Origin of the sequence: Paracoccus sp. MA, assembly GCF_020990385.1 — a bacterium.
Lineage (GTDB): Bacteria > Pseudomonadota > Alphaproteobacteria > Rhodobacterales > Rhodobacteraceae > Paracoccus.
Map to the genome: position 1 here is coordinate 1,881,451 of NZ_CP087598.1, position 15,808 is coordinate 1,897,258.

The 15,808-nt window shown below is 69.3% G+C and carries 16 protein-coding genes and 1 tRNA gene; 8 read left to right on the top strand and 9 right to left on the bottom strand.

Annotation, left to right across the window (positions count from 1 at the left end; genetic code table 11):
* Window positions 1-72 precede the first annotated feature (72 nt).
* The 3 genes from LOS78_RS16360 to LOS78_RS16370 all read left to right on the top strand — a co-directional run bounded on the left by LOS78_RS16360 (window position 73) and on the right by LOS78_RS16370 (window position 2,992).
* A complete protein-coding gene (locus tag LOS78_RS16360; RefSeq protein ID WP_230377509.1) occupies window positions 73-1,377 on the top strand; it encodes an AI-2E family transporter in 1,305 nt (434 codons plus the stop codon).
* A 69-nt stretch (window positions 1,378-1,446) separates the two neighbouring features.
* A complete protein-coding gene (locus tag LOS78_RS16365) occupies window positions 1,447-2,460 on the top strand; it encodes a GlxA family transcriptional regulator (RefSeq protein ID WP_028714509.1) in 1,014 nt (337 codons plus the stop codon).
* An 82-nt stretch (window positions 2,461-2,542) separates the two neighbouring features.
* On the top strand, window positions 2,543-2,992 hold the full coding sequence (locus tag LOS78_RS16370; protein WP_230377510.1) for a hypothetical protein: 450 nt from the start codon (window positions 2,543-2,545) through the stop codon (window positions 2,990-2,992).
* Here LOS78_RS16370 and LOS78_RS16375 read toward each other — a convergent pair.
* From LOS78_RS16375 to LOS78_RS16405, 7 genes are all read right to left on the bottom strand, one after another.
* A complete protein-coding gene (locus LOS78_RS16375; protein WP_230377511.1) occupies window positions 2,982-3,839 on the bottom strand; it encodes a hypothetical protein in 858 nt (285 codons plus the stop codon). The two genes, LOS78_RS16370 and LOS78_RS16375, sit on opposite strands and share 11 nt — an antisense overlap.
* A 369-nt stretch (window positions 3,840-4,208) precedes the next feature.
* Window positions 4,209-4,403, bottom strand: coding sequence for a hypothetical protein (locus LOS78_RS16380; protein ID WP_028717067.1), 195 nt, complete (start codon window positions 4,401-4,403; stop codon window positions 4,209-4,211).
* A 223-nt stretch (window positions 4,404-4,626) separates the two neighbouring features.
* A tRNA-Met gene (locus LOS78_RS16385) sits at window positions 4,627-4,703 on the bottom strand.
* Window positions 4,704-4,913: 210 nt separating this feature from the next.
* Window positions 4,914-5,756, bottom strand: a complete 843-nt coding sequence (locus LOS78_RS16390; RefSeq protein ID WP_028714318.1) for an ATP-binding protein — start codon at window positions 5,754-5,756, stop codon at window positions 4,914-4,916.
* Window positions 5,749-6,609 (bottom strand): twin-arginine translocase subunit TatC, encoded by an 861-nt coding sequence (gene tatC / locus LOS78_RS16395; RefSeq protein WP_028714319.1) that lies wholly within the window; start codon window positions 6,607-6,609, stop codon window positions 5,749-5,751. The genes LOS78_RS16390 and tatC overlap by 8 nt, the downstream gene beginning before the upstream one ends.
* A 31-nt stretch (window positions 6,610-6,640) precedes the next feature.
* On the bottom strand, window positions 6,641-7,141 hold the full coding sequence (gene tatB, locus LOS78_RS16400) for a Sec-independent protein translocase protein TatB (RefSeq protein ID WP_230377512.1): 501 nt from the start codon (window positions 7,139-7,141) through the stop codon (window positions 6,641-6,643).
* 19 nt (window positions 7,142-7,160) lie between these two features.
* Complete coding sequence (locus LOS78_RS16405) at window positions 7,161-7,487, bottom strand: twin-arginine translocase TatA/TatE family subunit (RefSeq protein ID WP_028714321.1); 327 nt, start codon at window positions 7,485-7,487, stop codon at window positions 7,161-7,163.
* Between the two features lie 160 nt (window positions 7,488-7,647).
* Between LOS78_RS16405 and LOS78_RS16410 the strand changes: the two genes are divergently transcribed.
* Together LOS78_RS16410 and LOS78_RS16415 are read left to right on the top strand one after the other, a co-directional pair.
* Window positions 7,648-8,259, top strand: a complete 612-nt coding sequence (locus tag LOS78_RS16410) for a MarC family protein (protein WP_028714322.1) — start codon at window positions 7,648-7,650, stop codon at window positions 8,257-8,259.
* A complete protein-coding gene (locus LOS78_RS16415; protein ID WP_230377513.1) occupies window positions 8,259-8,834 on the top strand; it encodes a TIGR02281 family clan AA aspartic protease in 576 nt (191 codons plus the stop codon). The genes LOS78_RS16410 and LOS78_RS16415 overlap by 1 nt, the downstream gene beginning before the upstream one ends.
* Before the next feature lie 99 nt (window positions 8,835-8,933).
* Here the strand turns inward: LOS78_RS16415 and LOS78_RS16420 are convergent, their stop codons facing one another.
* Window positions 8,934-9,383, bottom strand: coding sequence for a DNA polymerase III subunit chi (locus tag LOS78_RS16420; protein ID WP_230377514.1), 450 nt, complete (start codon window positions 9,381-9,383; stop codon window positions 8,934-8,936).
* Window positions 9,383-10,984, bottom strand: coding sequence for a leucyl aminopeptidase (locus LOS78_RS16425; protein WP_230377515.1), 1,602 nt, complete (start codon window positions 10,982-10,984; stop codon window positions 9,383-9,385). Before LOS78_RS16425 ends, LOS78_RS16420 begins: the two co-directional genes overlap by 1 nt.
* Window positions 10,985-11,114: 130 nt before the next feature.
* On the opposite strand from LOS78_RS16425, the gene lptF reads away from it, so the two are divergent.
* Genes lptF through LOS78_RS16440 form a run of 3 tightly spaced genes read left to right on the top strand, consistent with a single transcriptional unit; the run spans window position 11,115 to window position 15,783 of the window.
* Window positions 11,115-12,263 carry an LPS export ABC transporter permease LptF gene (gene lptF / locus LOS78_RS16430; RefSeq protein ID WP_028714326.1) on the top strand — a complete coding sequence of 383 codons (1,149 nt, stop codon included), beginning with the start codon at window positions 11,115-11,117 and terminating at the stop codon, window positions 12,261-12,263.
* Window positions 12,260-13,381: an LPS export ABC transporter permease LptG gene (gene lptG / locus LOS78_RS16435; protein ID WP_028714327.1), complete on the top strand. Its 1,122-nt coding sequence runs from the start codon at window positions 12,260-12,262 to the stop codon at window positions 13,379-13,381. The genes lptF and lptG overlap by 4 nt, the downstream gene beginning before the upstream one ends.
* Window positions 13,378-15,783, top strand: a complete 2,406-nt coding sequence (locus LOS78_RS16440; RefSeq protein WP_230377516.1) for an LPS-assembly protein LptD — start codon at window positions 13,378-13,380, stop codon at window positions 15,781-15,783. Before lptG ends, LOS78_RS16440 begins: the two co-directional genes overlap by 4 nt.
* Window positions 15,784-15,808: the final 25 nt, after the last annotated feature.

Here is a 15,808-nt window from a genome sequence, read left to right on the forward strand (position 1 = left end):
GCGGGCTTCGCGTTTCCCTCGCGCGGAACGGGGGAGGGTCGGATGCCGCCAGATCAGCAACGCAGCAGCCACATGTTTCCCTTTTCCCCGCCTTCGGACAAGGGCGTGGCCAAGGTCGCCAACTGGGCGGTGATCGGCATCTTCGTCATCCTGCTGTTCAGCTTCTTCGCGCAGGCCCGCAGCTTCCTGATGCCGGTGACGCTGGCGATCCTGCTGTTCTTCGTCTTCATCCCCTTCCGCCGGCTGATGGAGCGGCTGGGCATCGGCGCCGTGGTCACCGCCGCCATCGTCTCGTTGGGACTGGTGGTGGCCGTGGTGCTGATCGGCTTCATCATCTCGGGGCCCGCCAACCGGCTGATCGAGAACGCGCCGCAGATATCCGAGCGGCTGGAGCAGCGGTTCACCGAATTGCGCAGCAATTTCCGCGGCATCGAGCGCGCGGCCGAGAAGATCGACGAGATCGCCGGCGGTGGTGCGTCCCCACCCGATCCCGCCCCCGCCTCCGGCGAGACGCCGCCCGATGCGACGCTGACCGGCACCCTGAGCACGGTGCCCGCCCCCGGCGCCCCGCAGACGCCCGACCAGCAGATCCAGGTCGAGGTGAACGCCACGCCGCCATCCTCGACCCTGGCCAGCGTGCTGGACCTCGGCCCCGCCTTCGTCGGCCAGATCATCTTCACGCTGTTCTTGCTGTTCTTCCTGATCTCCTCGGGCGACCTGCTTTACCTGAAGATCGTGCAGAGCTTTGATTCCATGCGCGAAAAGCGCGCCGCCTACCTGGCGCTGCGCGAGATCGAGGACAGCCTGGGCACCTATCTGGGGGCGATCACCCTGATCAATGCCTGCCTGGGACTGGCCATCGGGCTGGCCATGTGGGCCTGGGGCATGCCCAGCCCGGTGCTGTTCGGGCTGGCGGCATTCCTGCTGAATTTCATCCCCTATCTGGGTTCGGTCACCGGCATCATCATCGCCACCCTGGTCGGCCTGTTCGTCTTTGACGGCCTGTTCGCGCCCCTGATGGTGGGGCTGACCTATCTGGCGATCACCGCGCTGGAGGGGCAGTTGATCACCCCCTATTTCGTCTCGCGCCGGTTGCAGCTCAATACGGTGGTGGTGTTCCTGACCGTGGCGCTCTGGGCCTGGCTCTGGTCGGTGCTGGGCATGATCGTGGCCGTGCCGCTGCTGGTGGTGATGCGGGTGCTGGCCGACCACATTCCCGGCCTGCAGAAATTCGGCAATTTCCTGGCCGGCGAGGACCCGCCCGCGCTGGAGGACGAGGATGAGGAAGAGCCGCGCGAACTGGTCGAGGCCGGCGACGAGGCGGAGGATGCCGCCGCGGCTTCGGCGGCGACCATGGTGCTGGCCACCAAGGATTGATCGCGACGGCTCTGGATAATTGGCGAAAACATGGCATGATCGCGACGCCATTCATGGACGAATCGCGACATGCCCGAACACGACCCCTCCGCCGATCCGAACCAGCCGCGACTGCGCATCGGCTTCCTGCTGACCCCGCGCTTCACGCTGTCGGCCTTTGCCACCTTCGTGGACGTGTTGCGGCTGGCGGCCGATGACGGCGACGGCTCGCGCCCGATCCGCTGCCGCTGGCGGGTGCTTTCGTCGGACATGACCTCGGTGCAATCGTCCTGCGGCATGCGCATCGAGCCCGAGGAGCGGCTGGGCGACCCTGCCCGCTTCGATTACATCATCACCGTGGGCGGGCTGATCGACGGCGGGCCCGGCCTCTCTCCGGACCAGGCCGCCTTCCTGCGCCGGGCCGCGGCAGCGCGGGTGTCGCTGGGCGGACTCTGCACCGGCGTCTTCGCCATGGCCCGAATCGGGCTGATGGACGGCTATCGCTGTTGCGTCAGCTGGTTCCATCATCAGGATTTCCTGGCGGAATTCGAAAAGATGCGCCCGGTCTCGGACCAGATCTTCGTGGTGGACCGCGACCGGATCTCTTGTTCGGGCGGGGTCAGCGCCGCGCATCTGGCGGCCTTCCTCGTCGATCGCCACCTGGGACGGGCGGCGGCGCGCAAGGCCCTGTCGATCCTGATGATCGACGAGCCGATGGCCGGAGACCGTCCTCAGCCTGGTCTTCCGCTTGAGCTGCATGCGCGGGACCCTCTGGTGCGGCGGGCGCTTCTGGCGATGCAGCAGAACCTGCACGCGCCGCTGCCGATCGCGCGCATTGCCCGCGATCTGGGTGTGGGGCGGCGCAAGCTCGAGCGGCATTTCAACGCCGACCTGGGCATCCCGCCGGCCGATGCCTCGATCCGCATCCGGCTGGCGCAGGCGCGCATGCTGCTGGCGCGCACCGACCGCACCGTGACCCGCATCGCCGAGGAGACCGGCTTCTGCGACGCCTCGCACCTGATCCGCGTCTTCCGCGAGACCGAGGGCAGCACGCCCGATCTCTGGCGCCAGAGCCGCGGCCTGCCGGCCGGGGAGGCGCCCTAGCCGCCCGTTGCACGGCCCTTTGCGGCAACGCCGGCGCCTCTGCCGGATAATGGCCCGGCCATTCGGATGAGGAGAGGGACAGATGCCGAACAAAGCCACAGTCAGGGGGGTGCTGGTGGACGCGACGCTCGCCCCGGTCGCCGCGGGCAAGATCGTCGCCACGCTGCAGGGCTCGGACATTTTCGACGGCGGGGTGCGGGTGGTGACGCAGAAGGTCGAGGCGACCACGAATGCGCAGGGCGAATGGGCGCTGGCGCTGATCGTGAACGGCGAGGGCGAGACGGCGGGCACGAGCTGGACCATCGAGGGCTACAACCAGTATGTGGCCAAGGTCTTCGAGGCGAAGGCGCTGTTTCTGGCCTCCGGCCTGGAGATCACCCTGGGCGACCTGGAAAAGACCAGCGCCCAGAACCTGAAGGCGGCGCGCGAGGCCGGCCTCGCCCGGCTGATCCTCGCCGCCGATTACGACAGCTACCAGGCCATGCCGGAAAACCAGAGGCGCCAGAACGATCTCGTGGTGGTCAAGCCGTAGCCACCCGCCCGGCACCGAACTGGCCCGCCTGCCGGAGCTTCGGCAGGCGCGCCACACCTGCCCGCACCACCGGCAGCCGGCGCCACACGCCCACGCAGAAGGGCCGGAAAAGGTGGCGCTTTTTCTTTGAGCATGCACCTGGGGGTCTGGTGCCTATTCGGCGGCCGAGACCGAAGCCCGTTTCGGCCGGCCTGATCGCAACCGGCAGGCCGCGATGATCGACCATGTCGTTGATCCCGACCCACTCCGTTACGACAGCCGTGACCTTCGCCCGTTTCCCCCAAGCCGCGACCTGGCGGGCGCGGATGATCGCGCTTTCGGATGCAGCGACCCTGTCTGGGGAATTGAGGACCCCATGCCCCGGCGCATCCCCAGCCTGAGATCGGCGCAGCGGCCAACGGCTTCGCCTGCATGACGTCGATGGATCACGCCGCGCCGGCAGATTGGGCGGCACACTGACCGAGGTCGTGCCGGAACCGGCGGGAAGCTGGTCGCGAAGATCCCCCTGCCGACGATGCGATCCGTTCCCAAAGCATGCGTGATCGAGTTGCCTCTGCGGAAAGGGATGGCCCTTCGAATCCGGTAAATGGAAGGCTGTCACGATCGATGCGAGCAGGCGAATGCCAAGCGTTTCGAGGAAGGCTGCGCAAATCCCTGACAACGCATCGCACCGGCCCGAGCCTGCGGGTGAAAAAGGAGCGTAGCAGGCTGATCGGGCGAAGGAAGAGGATGAACCCTCGAACGTCACGCGCTTGTCGATGCGCAGGGCCTCGATCCTCCGCGATGACAAGCTGCCCCCTCCGACCAGCTGTCCCAGGTCGACCGAGTGCTGGCGCAGTGAAGCCATGGCGCTGAATGGTAGAGATGCCCTTGAAAGACAAACGACAAGCAAGCGGGTCAGACCCGGCAAGGCCCCAGCAAACGTCTCAACAGGATCGAGACTTGTCCGGCAGGACCAAGGACTGACCGCATCGCCCTCGCCGCAACCGCCCTGTCCGGACTGTGAACCTGACCTCCTGGGGTCCGAGCTCTGCCGGCTTGAGCCCGTCGCCGGATTGCGGGTCGGCATCTGACACTTGTGGCAGCCCCCTGACCTGTCGGCATCACACTCGTCTTGAAAGGCTGATCGCGGCCTTTGCCGGACCACACACCGGACGGAGGACAGTATGGACAGTCCATGGCCGCCTCATCGGCAGGGACGGGCCCGGGAGAACGCTCAGGGACCAGCTTCCGCCAGCCGTGTCCGAAGCCGCCGGGCGGCCTCATGCAGCACGTTGATCCGGTAGAGGCTCAACTCGTCAGGTTCCTGGCCGAGATTCAATTCGATATCCGCAAGGGCGACATCGGCAGAAACCTCGCGTTCCAGAATCCATGCGATGGTTTCGTCGGGCAGTTCCTCTACTCTGGTCATTCCGAACCTCCTGTCCTGACCGGCGCCGTGGATGCCGGGACAGAGATATTACGACAAAGTTAATCGTATTTTTCAAGAATGAACCGTTCCCCCTGCGGAGAACCAGTTGCCAAATTTGACCCGGGAACGAGAAGAAAATCCCTGCCCGCCGCAAGGGCCGCCCGGCAATAGGACGCGGACCTGCCGGCGCCTGCGGCACCATGCGATGCGTCTTGGAGGGAAATGGTAGCGGAGGAGGGATTTGAACCCCCGACACAAGGATTATGATTCCTCTGCTCTAACCAGCTGAGCTACTCCGCCACGGGTGCGTGCGATTTACGGTGAGCGGCGGGGAGCGTCAAGGGGCCGAAAGCAGCTTTGTCAAAGTTTTTGGCCCGGATCGAAAATCGCCCCCCATCCGGCGCCAGGCCCCCCCGCCACGCGACCGGGGTCCAGCCTGCGGACGTGCCGCGCCGCTTCGGCGCGAACCTCCCAGAAGGAAAAGGACAGGGGCCCGATGCGGCCGGCCCGTCAGACCGAGATGCCGTTGCGCCCGGCCAGATCGGTGAAGAACTGCCAGGCCACCCGGCCCGAGCGCGCGCCGCGCGTCGCCTGCCACTCGATCGCCTCGGCGCGCAGCTGCTCTTCGGGGACCTGCAGGCCGTAGGCATCGCAATAGCCGCGCACCATGGCGAGATATTCGTCCTGCGAGCAGGGATGAAAACCCAGCCACAGCCCGAACCGGTCCGAAAGCGAGACCTTCTCCTCGACCGCCTCGCCGGGATGGATCGCGGTCGAACGCTCGTTGTCGATCATGTCGCGCGGCATCAGGTGGCGCCGGTTCGAGGTGGCGTAAAGGATCACGTTGGCGGGACGGCCCGAGATGCCGCCGTCCAGCACCGCCTTGAGCGACTTGTATTGCGTGTCGTCATGGCTGAAGGACAAGTCGTCCGAAAACAGCACGAAGCGCCGGTCCCGGGCCCGGCCCAGAATCGCCAGCAGCCGGCCGACCGAACCCAGATCCTCGCGCGCGATCTCGACCAGAACCAGGGGCAGGCCCTGACGCACCGCCTCGGCATGCACCGCCTTGACGAGCGAGCTCTTGCCCATGCCGCGCGAACCCCAGAGCAGGGCGTTGTTGGCCGCATGGCCGCGGGCGAATTGCAGCGTATTGGCCAGAAGCGTGTCGCGCGCCCTGTCGATGCCGATCAACTGCACCAGATCGACGCGGTTGACCTCGGCCACGGGCTCCAGCCGGTCGGGATCGGGATGCCAGACATAGGCGGTGGCCTCGGTAAAGCTCGGCTCGGGGGCGGGCGGCGGCGAAAGGCGCTCCAGCGCCTCGGCCACGCGCAGCAGGGCTTGTTCAGACATCGGCTTGCCGTTCCTCCAGTTCGCGCTTCTTCTCGATCCGGCGCACGAGGAAGATCGACGCCTCGTAAAGCCCATAGATCACCGTGAACAGCACGATCTGGCTGATGACATCGGGCGGCGTCACCATGGCGGCCAGCACCAGGATCACCACAACGGCATAGCGCCGCACGCTCGCCAGCCCCTCCGAAGACACCAGCCCCGCCTTGCCCATCAGCGTCAGCGCCACCGGCAGCTGGAAGGACAGGCCGAAGGCCAGGATGAACTTGGTGGTCAGCGTCAGGTATTCCTCGACCGAGCCCTGGAAGACGATGCCGGCCCAGGGTTCCTTGGCCGAGGCCACCGCTCCGGCCGCCTGCGTGGCCGCCGCGGCAGGATCGTCGGGCAGCGCCAGCGGCCCCTGCTGGAAGCCCAGGAAGAAATCGAAGGCCCAGGGCAGGATGATGTAATAGGCGAAAGCCGCACCGATCAGGAACATCACCGGCGAGGCGACCAGGAAGGGCAGCAGAGCGTTCTTTTCGCTGCGATAGAGCCCCGGTGCCACGAACCGCCACAGCTGGTAACCGACCACGGGAAAGGCCAGCACGAAACCGCCGAAAAAGGCGATGCGCATGGCGACGAAGAACCCTTCCTGCAGCTTCAGCAGGATCAGCCCGCAGGTCTGGTCACGCTTTTCCAGCGCCTGGCAGATCGGCTGGGTCAGAAAGTCGAAGATCGGGTTCCAGATGAAATAGCACGCCACCATCGCCACGACGAAAGCCAGCACGGACCAGATCAGCCGCGTTCGCAGCTCTGCCAGATGCTCGATCAGCGGTGCGGAAGTGTCGTCGATATCGTCCGGCTTGGCTGATTTCATCGCCACGGAGCGGCCTCTTCTGTCAATCGTGTCAAGCGCGGTCCGAGCGGCGCACGGCATGCAGGCGCCGGCGGCCCTCGGCGGTGTCCAGCGCCTCATCCGTCGCAACCGCCGGCCCCGCGATGCCCGGCGCGGGCGGCAAAGGGGCGGGCGTGGCGCTGTCATTGGCCGTGGGCCGCGGCGGCAGCGGGGCCGAAGGATCGGGCAGGGGCGCCGCCTTGCGGCCGGCTTCCTGCTTGGGGTTCAGCGGGTCCCATTTCTCGAACCGCTCGGTGGCGCGCTCCAGCGCGTCAAGGCCAAGCGTGCGTTTCGAACTCAGCGCGTTCACGTCCTTCAGCGTCTTGGCCGCATCGTCGAGGCCCGAGGATTTCGCCGCATCCTCCATCGCGCTGCTGAACTCGCGCGCCATGGACCGGGCGCGCGCCGTGATCCGCCCCAGGCTGTGGAACAGCTTGGGCAGGTCCTCCGGGCCGAGGACGATCAGCGCCACGACGCCGATCAGCAGCAGCTCGCTCCAGCCGATATCCAACATGAGCGCCGGACCCGGGGGATCAGAGCTTGGTGGTGTCGGTCGGCGTCACGTCGCGCAGCGTGCTGTCGGCAGTGGCGCGGGCGCGCTCGGCCTCCAGCTTGGCGCGTTCTGCCGCGATCTCGGCGCGGGCGCGCTCGATATCGTCGGTGGTCTTCAGCTGCTCCAGTTCCTTGGGCTCGCTGCGGGCGGCAGCGTCGATATCCTCGCTGCCCTCCTTGACGCCTTTCTTGAAGGCGGTGATCCCCTTGCCGACCTCGCCCATCAGGGACGAGACCTTGCCGCGCCCGAAAAGAACCAGAACGACGATTGCGATCAGCAATAGCGCCATGGGTGAAGGTGCGTGCATCTGTTTACCTCCGTGGCCGGGCCCCTGGGGCCCTGCGGTGCCTCTATTCGTTCCGATATAGGTCGGGATCGGCTGTTTCGAAACCCCCAAACGCGTGATCGGACGGTTTGACGCGCGGCCCCGCTTCCCCCTCCGAAGGTTCCGCGCAATACTGCCGGCCATGGAAAGCACACAGATCATCAGCGCCTTCGTCACGCTTTTCGTGGTCATCGACCCGGTGGGGCTGGCGCCGCTCTTCATCGCGCTGACCCGCGGCATGTCGCCGCAAAGGCGGCGGCGAATCGGCTGGCGGGCGCTGGCCATCGCCGCGGCGCTGATGACGCTCTTCGGCCTGGCGGGCGAGGCGATCCTGGCCGGGATCGGCATCTCGCTTTCCGCCTTCCGCATCGCGGGCGGGCTGCTTCTGTTCCTGACCGCGCTCGACATGCTCTTCGAGCGCCGCACCGAGCGGCGCGAGGGCCAGGCCAGGGACGACGACGACGACCCTTCGGTCTTTCCGCTGGCGACGCCGCTCCTGGCCGGGCCCGGGGCGCTGGCCTCGATGATCCTGCTGGTCGGCCAGGACGCCAGCCCCGGCCACACGCTGATGATCCATCTGGTGATGCTGGCGGTGCTGGGGATCGCCGCGGCGCTTTTCGCCATGGCCGGGCCGATCGCCCATGTGCTGGGCCGCACCGGAACCATGGTGGTCACGCGGCTCTTCGGCATGCTGCTCGCGGCGCTGTCGATCCAGTTCGTGATCGACGGGCTCAAGGGCTCGGGGCTGGTGTGATGGGCGAGGAGTTCGGCCGGCTCGCCTATCTCGTGCTGCTGCTGATCGCGATCGGCGGCTTCCTGCTGGTCGAGCTGCGCAACCGCCCGGGCAAGACCCTGCGGCAGGCGGCGGCCTGGGGGCTGATCTTCCTCGGCGCCGTGGCCCTGGCCGGGCTCTGGGACGACATCCGCGGCGCGGTCTCGCCCCAGGCGCGCATGCTCGAAGGCGGCCGGATCGAGGTCCCGCTGGGCAATGACGGCCATTACCACCTGACGGCCGAGGTGAACGGCACGCCGGTGCGCTTCGTCATCGATACCGGCGCCAGCACCATCGCGCTGGGGCCGAGGGACGCGGCCCGGGTCGGCATCGATCCCGACAGCCTCGCCTATGCCGGCCAGGCGCGCACCGCCAACGGCATCGTCCAGACCGCGACCGTCCTGCTCGATTCGGTCGCCATCGGCGAGATCCGCGACAGCCGCGTCCCGGCGGTGGTGCTGCGCGCCGACCTCAGCCAGTCGCTGATGGGCATGTCCTACCTGTCGCGCTTCGCCCGCGTCAGCATCGAGGCCAACCGCCTCATCCTCGAACGCTGACCCGCTTCTTTCTTGCCCAAATATCCCGGGGGGAGCGCGCCCTGCGCCCCGCCAAGGGGTGCAGGGCGCGCGGGGGGCAGAGCCCCCCGACGCCCCGCGCTACTGCCTGCGTTCCCAGCGCCCCCCCGCCTCGGACCAGTATTCCGCCGCCACGCCTTCGGCCGTCAGCGCCCGCCATTGCGCACGGGCGCGTTCCAGCGCCTCGGGGTCGTTGCCGTCGAACAGGATGCAGGCCCGCTCCAGCGCCCCGCATTCCGCGGCCGAGACCTCGGCGCCCTCCAGCGCGATCAGGCAGCGCGCCGCATTCGCCGCCGCCTGGCCCTCGACCGTCAGCAGCACCGGCTGGCGGGCATCATGCGGTCCGCCGGCCAGGCCGTGCGGCAGGAAGCCCTCGCCCAGCCACAGCCTCTCGTCCAGCGCCACCTGACGCACCCGGTCCCTGCCCCGCAGCTCGACCCGCCAGCCCGCCTGCAGGCTCTTGCCGATCAGCATCGGCAAGAGCTGCCCGGGACCCGAGCGGGTCAGGTGATAGAACAGGGCCGAACCCATCAGCCCTGCTTCTCGAAACGGTCGCGCACCAGGCGGTCCAGCGTCATCACGCCCCAGCCCGAGGCCCCCTTGGGCGCCAGCGCGGTCTCGGCAGGCGGCAGGGCCACGCCGGCGATGTCCAGATGCACCCAGGGCACGTCCTCGCGCACGAACCGCCGCAGGAACTGCGCGGCGGTGATCGAGCCCGCCGGCCGGCCGCCGGTATTCTTGACGTCGGCCAGCCGCGAATCGATCAGCTTGTCGTAGCCCGGTCCCAGCGGCAGGCGCCAGGCGCCCTCGCCCTCGGCCCTGGCGGCGTTCAGCACCTGCGTGGCGAAGGCGTCGTCGTTCGAGAACACCCCGGCATTCTCATGCCCCAGCGCGATGATCACCGCCCCGGTCAGGGTCGCCAGATCGACGACGGCGGCGGGCTTGAAGCGTTCCTGCGCATACCAGAGCACGTCGGCCAGCACGAGCCGGCCCTCGGCATCGGTGTTGACGACCTCGATCGTGTCGCCCTTCATCGAGCGCACGATGTCGCCCGGACGCTGGGCGCGGCCGTCGGGCATGTTCTCGACCAGCCCGACCAGCCCCACGACATTCGCCCTGGCGCGGCGCAGCGCCAGCGCCCGCATGACGCCGGCGACCACGCCCGCGCCGCCCATGTCCATGGTCATCTCCTCCATGCCGGCGGCCGGCTTGATCGAGATGCCGCCGGTGTCGAAGACCACGCCCTTGCCGACCAGCGCCAGCGGCGCGGCCTCGCCGCCGCCGTTCCAGCGCATGACCACCACCTTGGACGGGCTTTCCGAGCCCTGCCCCACGGCCAGCAGCGCCCGCATGCCCAGCCTGGCCAGCTCGTCCTCCTCCAGCACCTCGACCTCGAGCCCCAGCTCGCGCATGGCCAGCAGGCGGTCCGCGAAATCGCTGGTGGTCAGCACGTTCGCGGGCTCGTTCACCAGATCGCGGGTGAAGAACACGCCCTCGGCCACGGCGGCGCCGTCGGCCGCGGCGCGCCCCAGCGCCTCGGGGTCCTTGTGCATGAAGACCACCCGGCCGCGCGGCGTCCCGGCCGGGGCCGCGTCGGCCACAGGCCCGGGCCCGCCGGCGGCATCGGACAGCCGCGCATCCTCGGCCGCGCCGGTGCGGCTGGTGCTGGCGGCGGGCTCGGCGGGCGCTTCGCCCTCGGGGGCGGCGCCATCCCCGGTCTTCCTGGTCTTGTAGGCCGAGAAGTCATAGGCCCTGAGCGCCAGCCCCAGCGCCACCTCGGCGGCGCGGGCATGGTTGCCGGCCAGGACCAGGGTCTCGGCCTTGCCCAGCTTCGCGCCGATGCTGGCGCCCGCGGCCCGGGCCGTCGCCACATCCGCATTGGCGGGCAGCAGGACGAGCTGCAGCGCCTCGGCCTTCAGCCCGGCGGGAAAGGCCAGCTCCAGCGCCTTGCCGGGCTTGACCGCCTTCCACGCCTCCGAGGCGAAGGCCCGCGCCAGCGCCTCGCGCGTGGCGCGCGGCAGGCCGCCCGGCAGCCGCCCGGCCTTCGGCACCAGAATGGCGACGCGGCCGGGCCGCTCGGCCAGCCCCGCGGCATCCATCGCCGTGAAGGAAATTTCGACCGGGTGAGTCATGGTCCTGCCCTCTTGCGTTGCTCCATCTCGGCGGAAACTAGTCACGCGCGGGCGACTTGACCAGAGCCGGGGCTTTCCCAACGCCCGCGCAGCGGCTAATCAGACGGGGTCCGAGCCCGCGAAAGCCCCCATGCCCCGCATCGACCGCTACATCCTGTCGCAATTCCTGACCCTGTTCGGGTTCTTTGCGCTGGTGCTGGTGTCGGTCTACTGGATCAACCGCGCCGTCTCGCTGTTCGAGCAGCTGATCTCGGACGGGCAGACCGCGCTGGTGGTGCTGGAATTCACCGCGCTGACCCTGCCGCTGGTGATCTCGGTCGTGCTGCCCATCGCAGCCTTCGCGGCCAGCGCCTACGGCACCAACCGGCTGGCCTCGGAATCCGAACTGGTGGCGATGCAGGCGACCGGGATCTCGCCCTGGCGGCTGGCGCGGCCGGTGCTGGTCTTCGGCGTGCTGGTGGGGCTGATGGTGGCGCTGCTGGTGCATTCGCTGGTGCCCATGGCGCGGGGACGGCTGGCCGACCGCCAGGCCGAGATCGCGCAGAACGTCACCGCGCAATTCCTGCGCGCCGGCGCCTTCCAATACCCGGTGCAGGGCGTGACGCTTTACATCCGCGACATCGCGGCGGACGGGCGGCTGGTGGACTTCTTCCTTGAGGACGCCCGCGACCCGGGCAACCAGACCACCTATACCGCGACCGAGGCGCTGCTGGTCCGGACCGAGGCGGGCCCGCGCCTGGTGATGATGCAGGGCATGGTGCAGAACCTGCGCCATTCCGGCGACCGGCAAAGCCTGTCGGTGACGCGGTTTTCCGAGCTGGCCTACGACCTCGGCACGCTGATCGACACCGGGTCGAGCCGCCTGCGCGACCTGCGCGCCTATTCGACCCTGCGGCTGCTGGACCCCGATCCCGAGCTGCTGGCCGCGACCGGCGCCACCCCCGACAAGGCGCTGGCCGAGGCGCATGAGCGGCTGGCCAAGCCGTTCCAGGCGCCGGTCGCGGCGCTGCTGGGCTTTGCCATGCTGCTTCTGGGCGGGTTCAGCCGCTTCGGCGTCTGGCGGCAGGTGATCTGGGCGGTGATCGCGCTGATCGTGGTGCAGTTCCTCGGCACGGCGGCCGAGAACCAGGTGGCCGGCAATGCCGCGCGCTGGCCGCTGATCTATGTCTCGCCGCTGGTGGGCGCGGCGATCTGCGCCGCGGTTCTGTGGCTGGCCGCGCGGCCGCGGCGCCTGCGCGGCGGGGCGAAGGCGGCGGCGGCAAAAGGGGGGCCGGCATGATCCTTTCGACCTATGTCGCGCGGCGCTTCCTGCGCATGCTGGTGATGATCGCCGCGATCTTCGGCGCCATCCTGTTCCTGATCGACATCGTCGAGCAGATCCGCCGCTTCTCGGACGAGAATATCGGGCTTTCCGGCGCGGCGGGCCTGTCGCTGCTGAACATCACCGCCAGCTTCTATTCCATCCTGCCGCTGATCACGGTGCTGGCGGGGATCGCGCTGTTCCTGAACCTGTCGCGCAGCTCCGAGCTGGTGGCGATCCGCGCCTCGGGACGCTCGGGCATCCGGGTGCTCTGCGCGCCGGCGGTCACGGCGGCGCTGGCAGGGATGCTGGCGGTGGCGGTGCTGAACCCGGTGGTGGCGGCGACCACGAAACGCTATGACGACGCGGTGGCGCGCATGCGCAGCGGCGAGGACCAGACCGTCAGCGTCGGCGACAACGCGGTCTGGCTGCGCCAGGCCCTGCCCGCGCGCGACGCGAACGGGGCCGAGACCTCGGGCCAGGTAGTGATCCGCGCCGGCCGCGCCAGCCCCGATGCGACGACGCTTTACGACGCCACCTTCATGGTCTTTTCGCCCGAGACCGGCCCGACCCGGCGGATCGACGCGGCCCGCGCCCGGCTGACCCAGGGCGCCTGGGAGCTGACCGACACCAAGGAATGGCCGCTGACCCAGCCCAATCCCGAGGCCATGGCCCGCACCGCGCCGCGGCTGGAACTGCCGACCGACCTGACCGCCGCCCGCATCCGCGACAGTTTCGGCCGGCCCGAGGCGATTCCGGTCTGGCAATTGCCGGCCTTCATCCAGGGGCTGGAGCGGGCGGGCTTCTCGGCCCAGCGGCACAAGGTCTGGTTCCAGATGGAGCTGGCCCGGCCGCTGCTGCTGGCGGCCATGGTGGCCATCGCGGCGGTCTTCACCATGCGCCACATGCGCGGGCGACGGATGGGGCTGCTGGTGCTGGGCGCCTTCGGCTGCGGCATCGGCCTGTTCTTCCTGCGCAACCTGGCGCAGGTGCTGGGCGACAATGGCGGCATCCCGCCGGCCCTGGCCGGCTGGGCGCCGCCCGTCGCGGCGCTGCTCTTTGCGCTGGGGGCACTCTTGCGGCTGGAGGACGGATGATGACGCGCAGGCACAAGACCCGGCTGGGCGCAGGGACGGCGCGCGCCGCGCTGCTGGCGGCGGCCCTGCCCGGCATGGCGCTGGCCCAGAGCCTGACGCCCGAGGGCCAGACCCTGCCGGTCTACGGCCCGACCGACCCGTTCCTGCAGGACCCGGCCGGCCCCGCCCTGGCCCCGACCGAGGACCCCGGCGCCGTGACCCGCTTTGCCGACGGGACCGAGGCCTCGCACACCCCCAGCGTCGCCAGCCGGCCCGGCACGGTGCGCATCGCCGGCAGCGGCGAGGACGCCCAGGGCAGCCCGGCGACGCTGCTGGCCGACGAGGTCACGCTGGGCGCCGACGACAAGCTGACCGCCCGGGGCGGGGTGGTGATCTGGTATCGCGGCGCGCGGCTGATCGCCTCGCGCGTGGTCTATGACAACCGGACCGGCGCGGCCGAGATCGAGGGGCCGATCCACCTGACCGAGCCGGCCCGCGCCGGCACGCCGCAGGAAACCATCCTGATCGCCGACAGCGCGCAGCTGGACCCGAACATGCAGGACGGCATCCTGCGCGGCGCCCGGCTGGTGCTGGCGCGCGAGATGCAGATGGCGGCGCGCGAGATGCGCCGCAGCCAGAACGGCGCCGTCACCCGGCTGGACAACGTGGTCGCCTCGAGCTGCCAGATCTGCGCCGAGGACCCGATCCCGCTGTGGGAAATCCGCGCCCGCGCCATCACCCACGACGCCCGCACCCGCAAGCTGCATTTCGACCGTCCGCAGCTGCGCGCGCTTGGCCTGCCCGTCGCCAGCCTGCCCTGGCTGACCGCGCCCGATCCCAGCGTCGAGCGCATGACCGGCTTTCTGCAGCCGCAGTTCCGCACCACCTCGGGGCTGGGCTTCGGGGTCAAGCTGCCCTATTTCGTGACGCTGGGCGACCATGCCGACATCACGCTGACGCCCTATGTCGCCGCCTCGCGCACCAGCACGCTGGAGCTGCGCTATCGCCAGGCCTTCAGCAACGGCGCGATGGAATGGAACGGCGCCATCTCGCGCGACGACATCGAGGAGGGCGAGACCCGCGGCTATCTGTTCGGCGGCGCCCGCTTCGAGCTGCCGCGCGGCTATATGCTGGGCCTGCAGATCCAGATGGCCAGCAACCGCGCCTATCTGCTGGAGTACGACATTTCCGAGGCAGACCGGCTGTGGAGCGGCCTGACCCTGGACCGCGTGCGCCGCGACCGCATGGTCATGGCGCGGATCGGCAATTACGAATCGCTGCGCGACGACGAACCCGAGGCCTCCACCCCCTCGATCGTGGCCGACGCGCTCTGGAAGCGGCGCTGGACGCCGGACCGGATCGGCGGCATCGCCAGCCTGGAATGGTCGCTGCATGCGCATCACCGCTCGTCCGGCGAGGACGTGCTGGGCCGCGACATGGCGCGCGGCTCGGTGGCCCTGGGCTGGCATCGCAGCGAGATCCTGCGCGGCGGCCTCGTCGGCACCGTCGAGGGCCATGTGAACGCCGACATCTACCGCATCAACCAGGACAGCGACTACGAGGACTGGGTGGCCCGCGCCGATCCGACGCTGGCGGCCGAGCTGCGCTGGCCGCTTGCCCGGCATTCGGGCAGCGTGACGCATATCCTGGAGCCGGTGGCGCAGCTGGTCTGGTCGCCCGAACGCTCGCGCGAGGACGACGTGCCCAACGAGGACAGCCGCCTGATCGAGTTCGACGAGGGCAACCTGTTCTCGCTGAACCGCTTTCCGGGCTGGGACGCGCGCGAATCCGGCTTTCGCGCCAATCTGGGCGTCAGCTGGACGCGGATCGACCCGGCCGGCTGGTCGCTCGGCCTGACCGCGGGGCGCGTGTTCCGCACCGAACCCGACCCGGCCTTTGCCCAGGCCGGCCCCGACGGCCCGGCCTTCACCGGGCCGCAGGGCAAGAAACGCTCGGACTGGCTGCTGTCGACCACCTATCAGGGCGCGAACGGGCTGGCGCTGGTCAACCGGGCGCTGTTCGACGACAGCCTGACCATCAGCCGCAACGAGCTGCGGCTGGGATGGTTCAGGCCGGGGCTTCAGGTCTCGGCGGGCTATCTCTGGCTGGACGCGGACGAGAACGAGAATCGCGCCCAGGATGTTTCGGAACTGACCATGGCCGGCGGCTGGCAGGTCGCCCGCGGATGGTGGGCCACGACCGAGACGCGCTACGACTTCACCGCCGACCGGGCGCAGAAGGCGCAGATGGGTCTGGAATACCGCAACGAATGCGTGACCGTCGAGATGTCGGTCGAGCGGCGCTTCACCTCCTCGGAGGAGGTGCGGCCGGACACCCGCTTCGATCTGGGCATCCGGCTGGGCGGCTTTGGCCAGCAGAAGCCGGGTCCGGGAACGGTGGCGCGCCGCGCCTGCCTGCGCTAATGTCCGGCAAAACCATGCGGCGAGG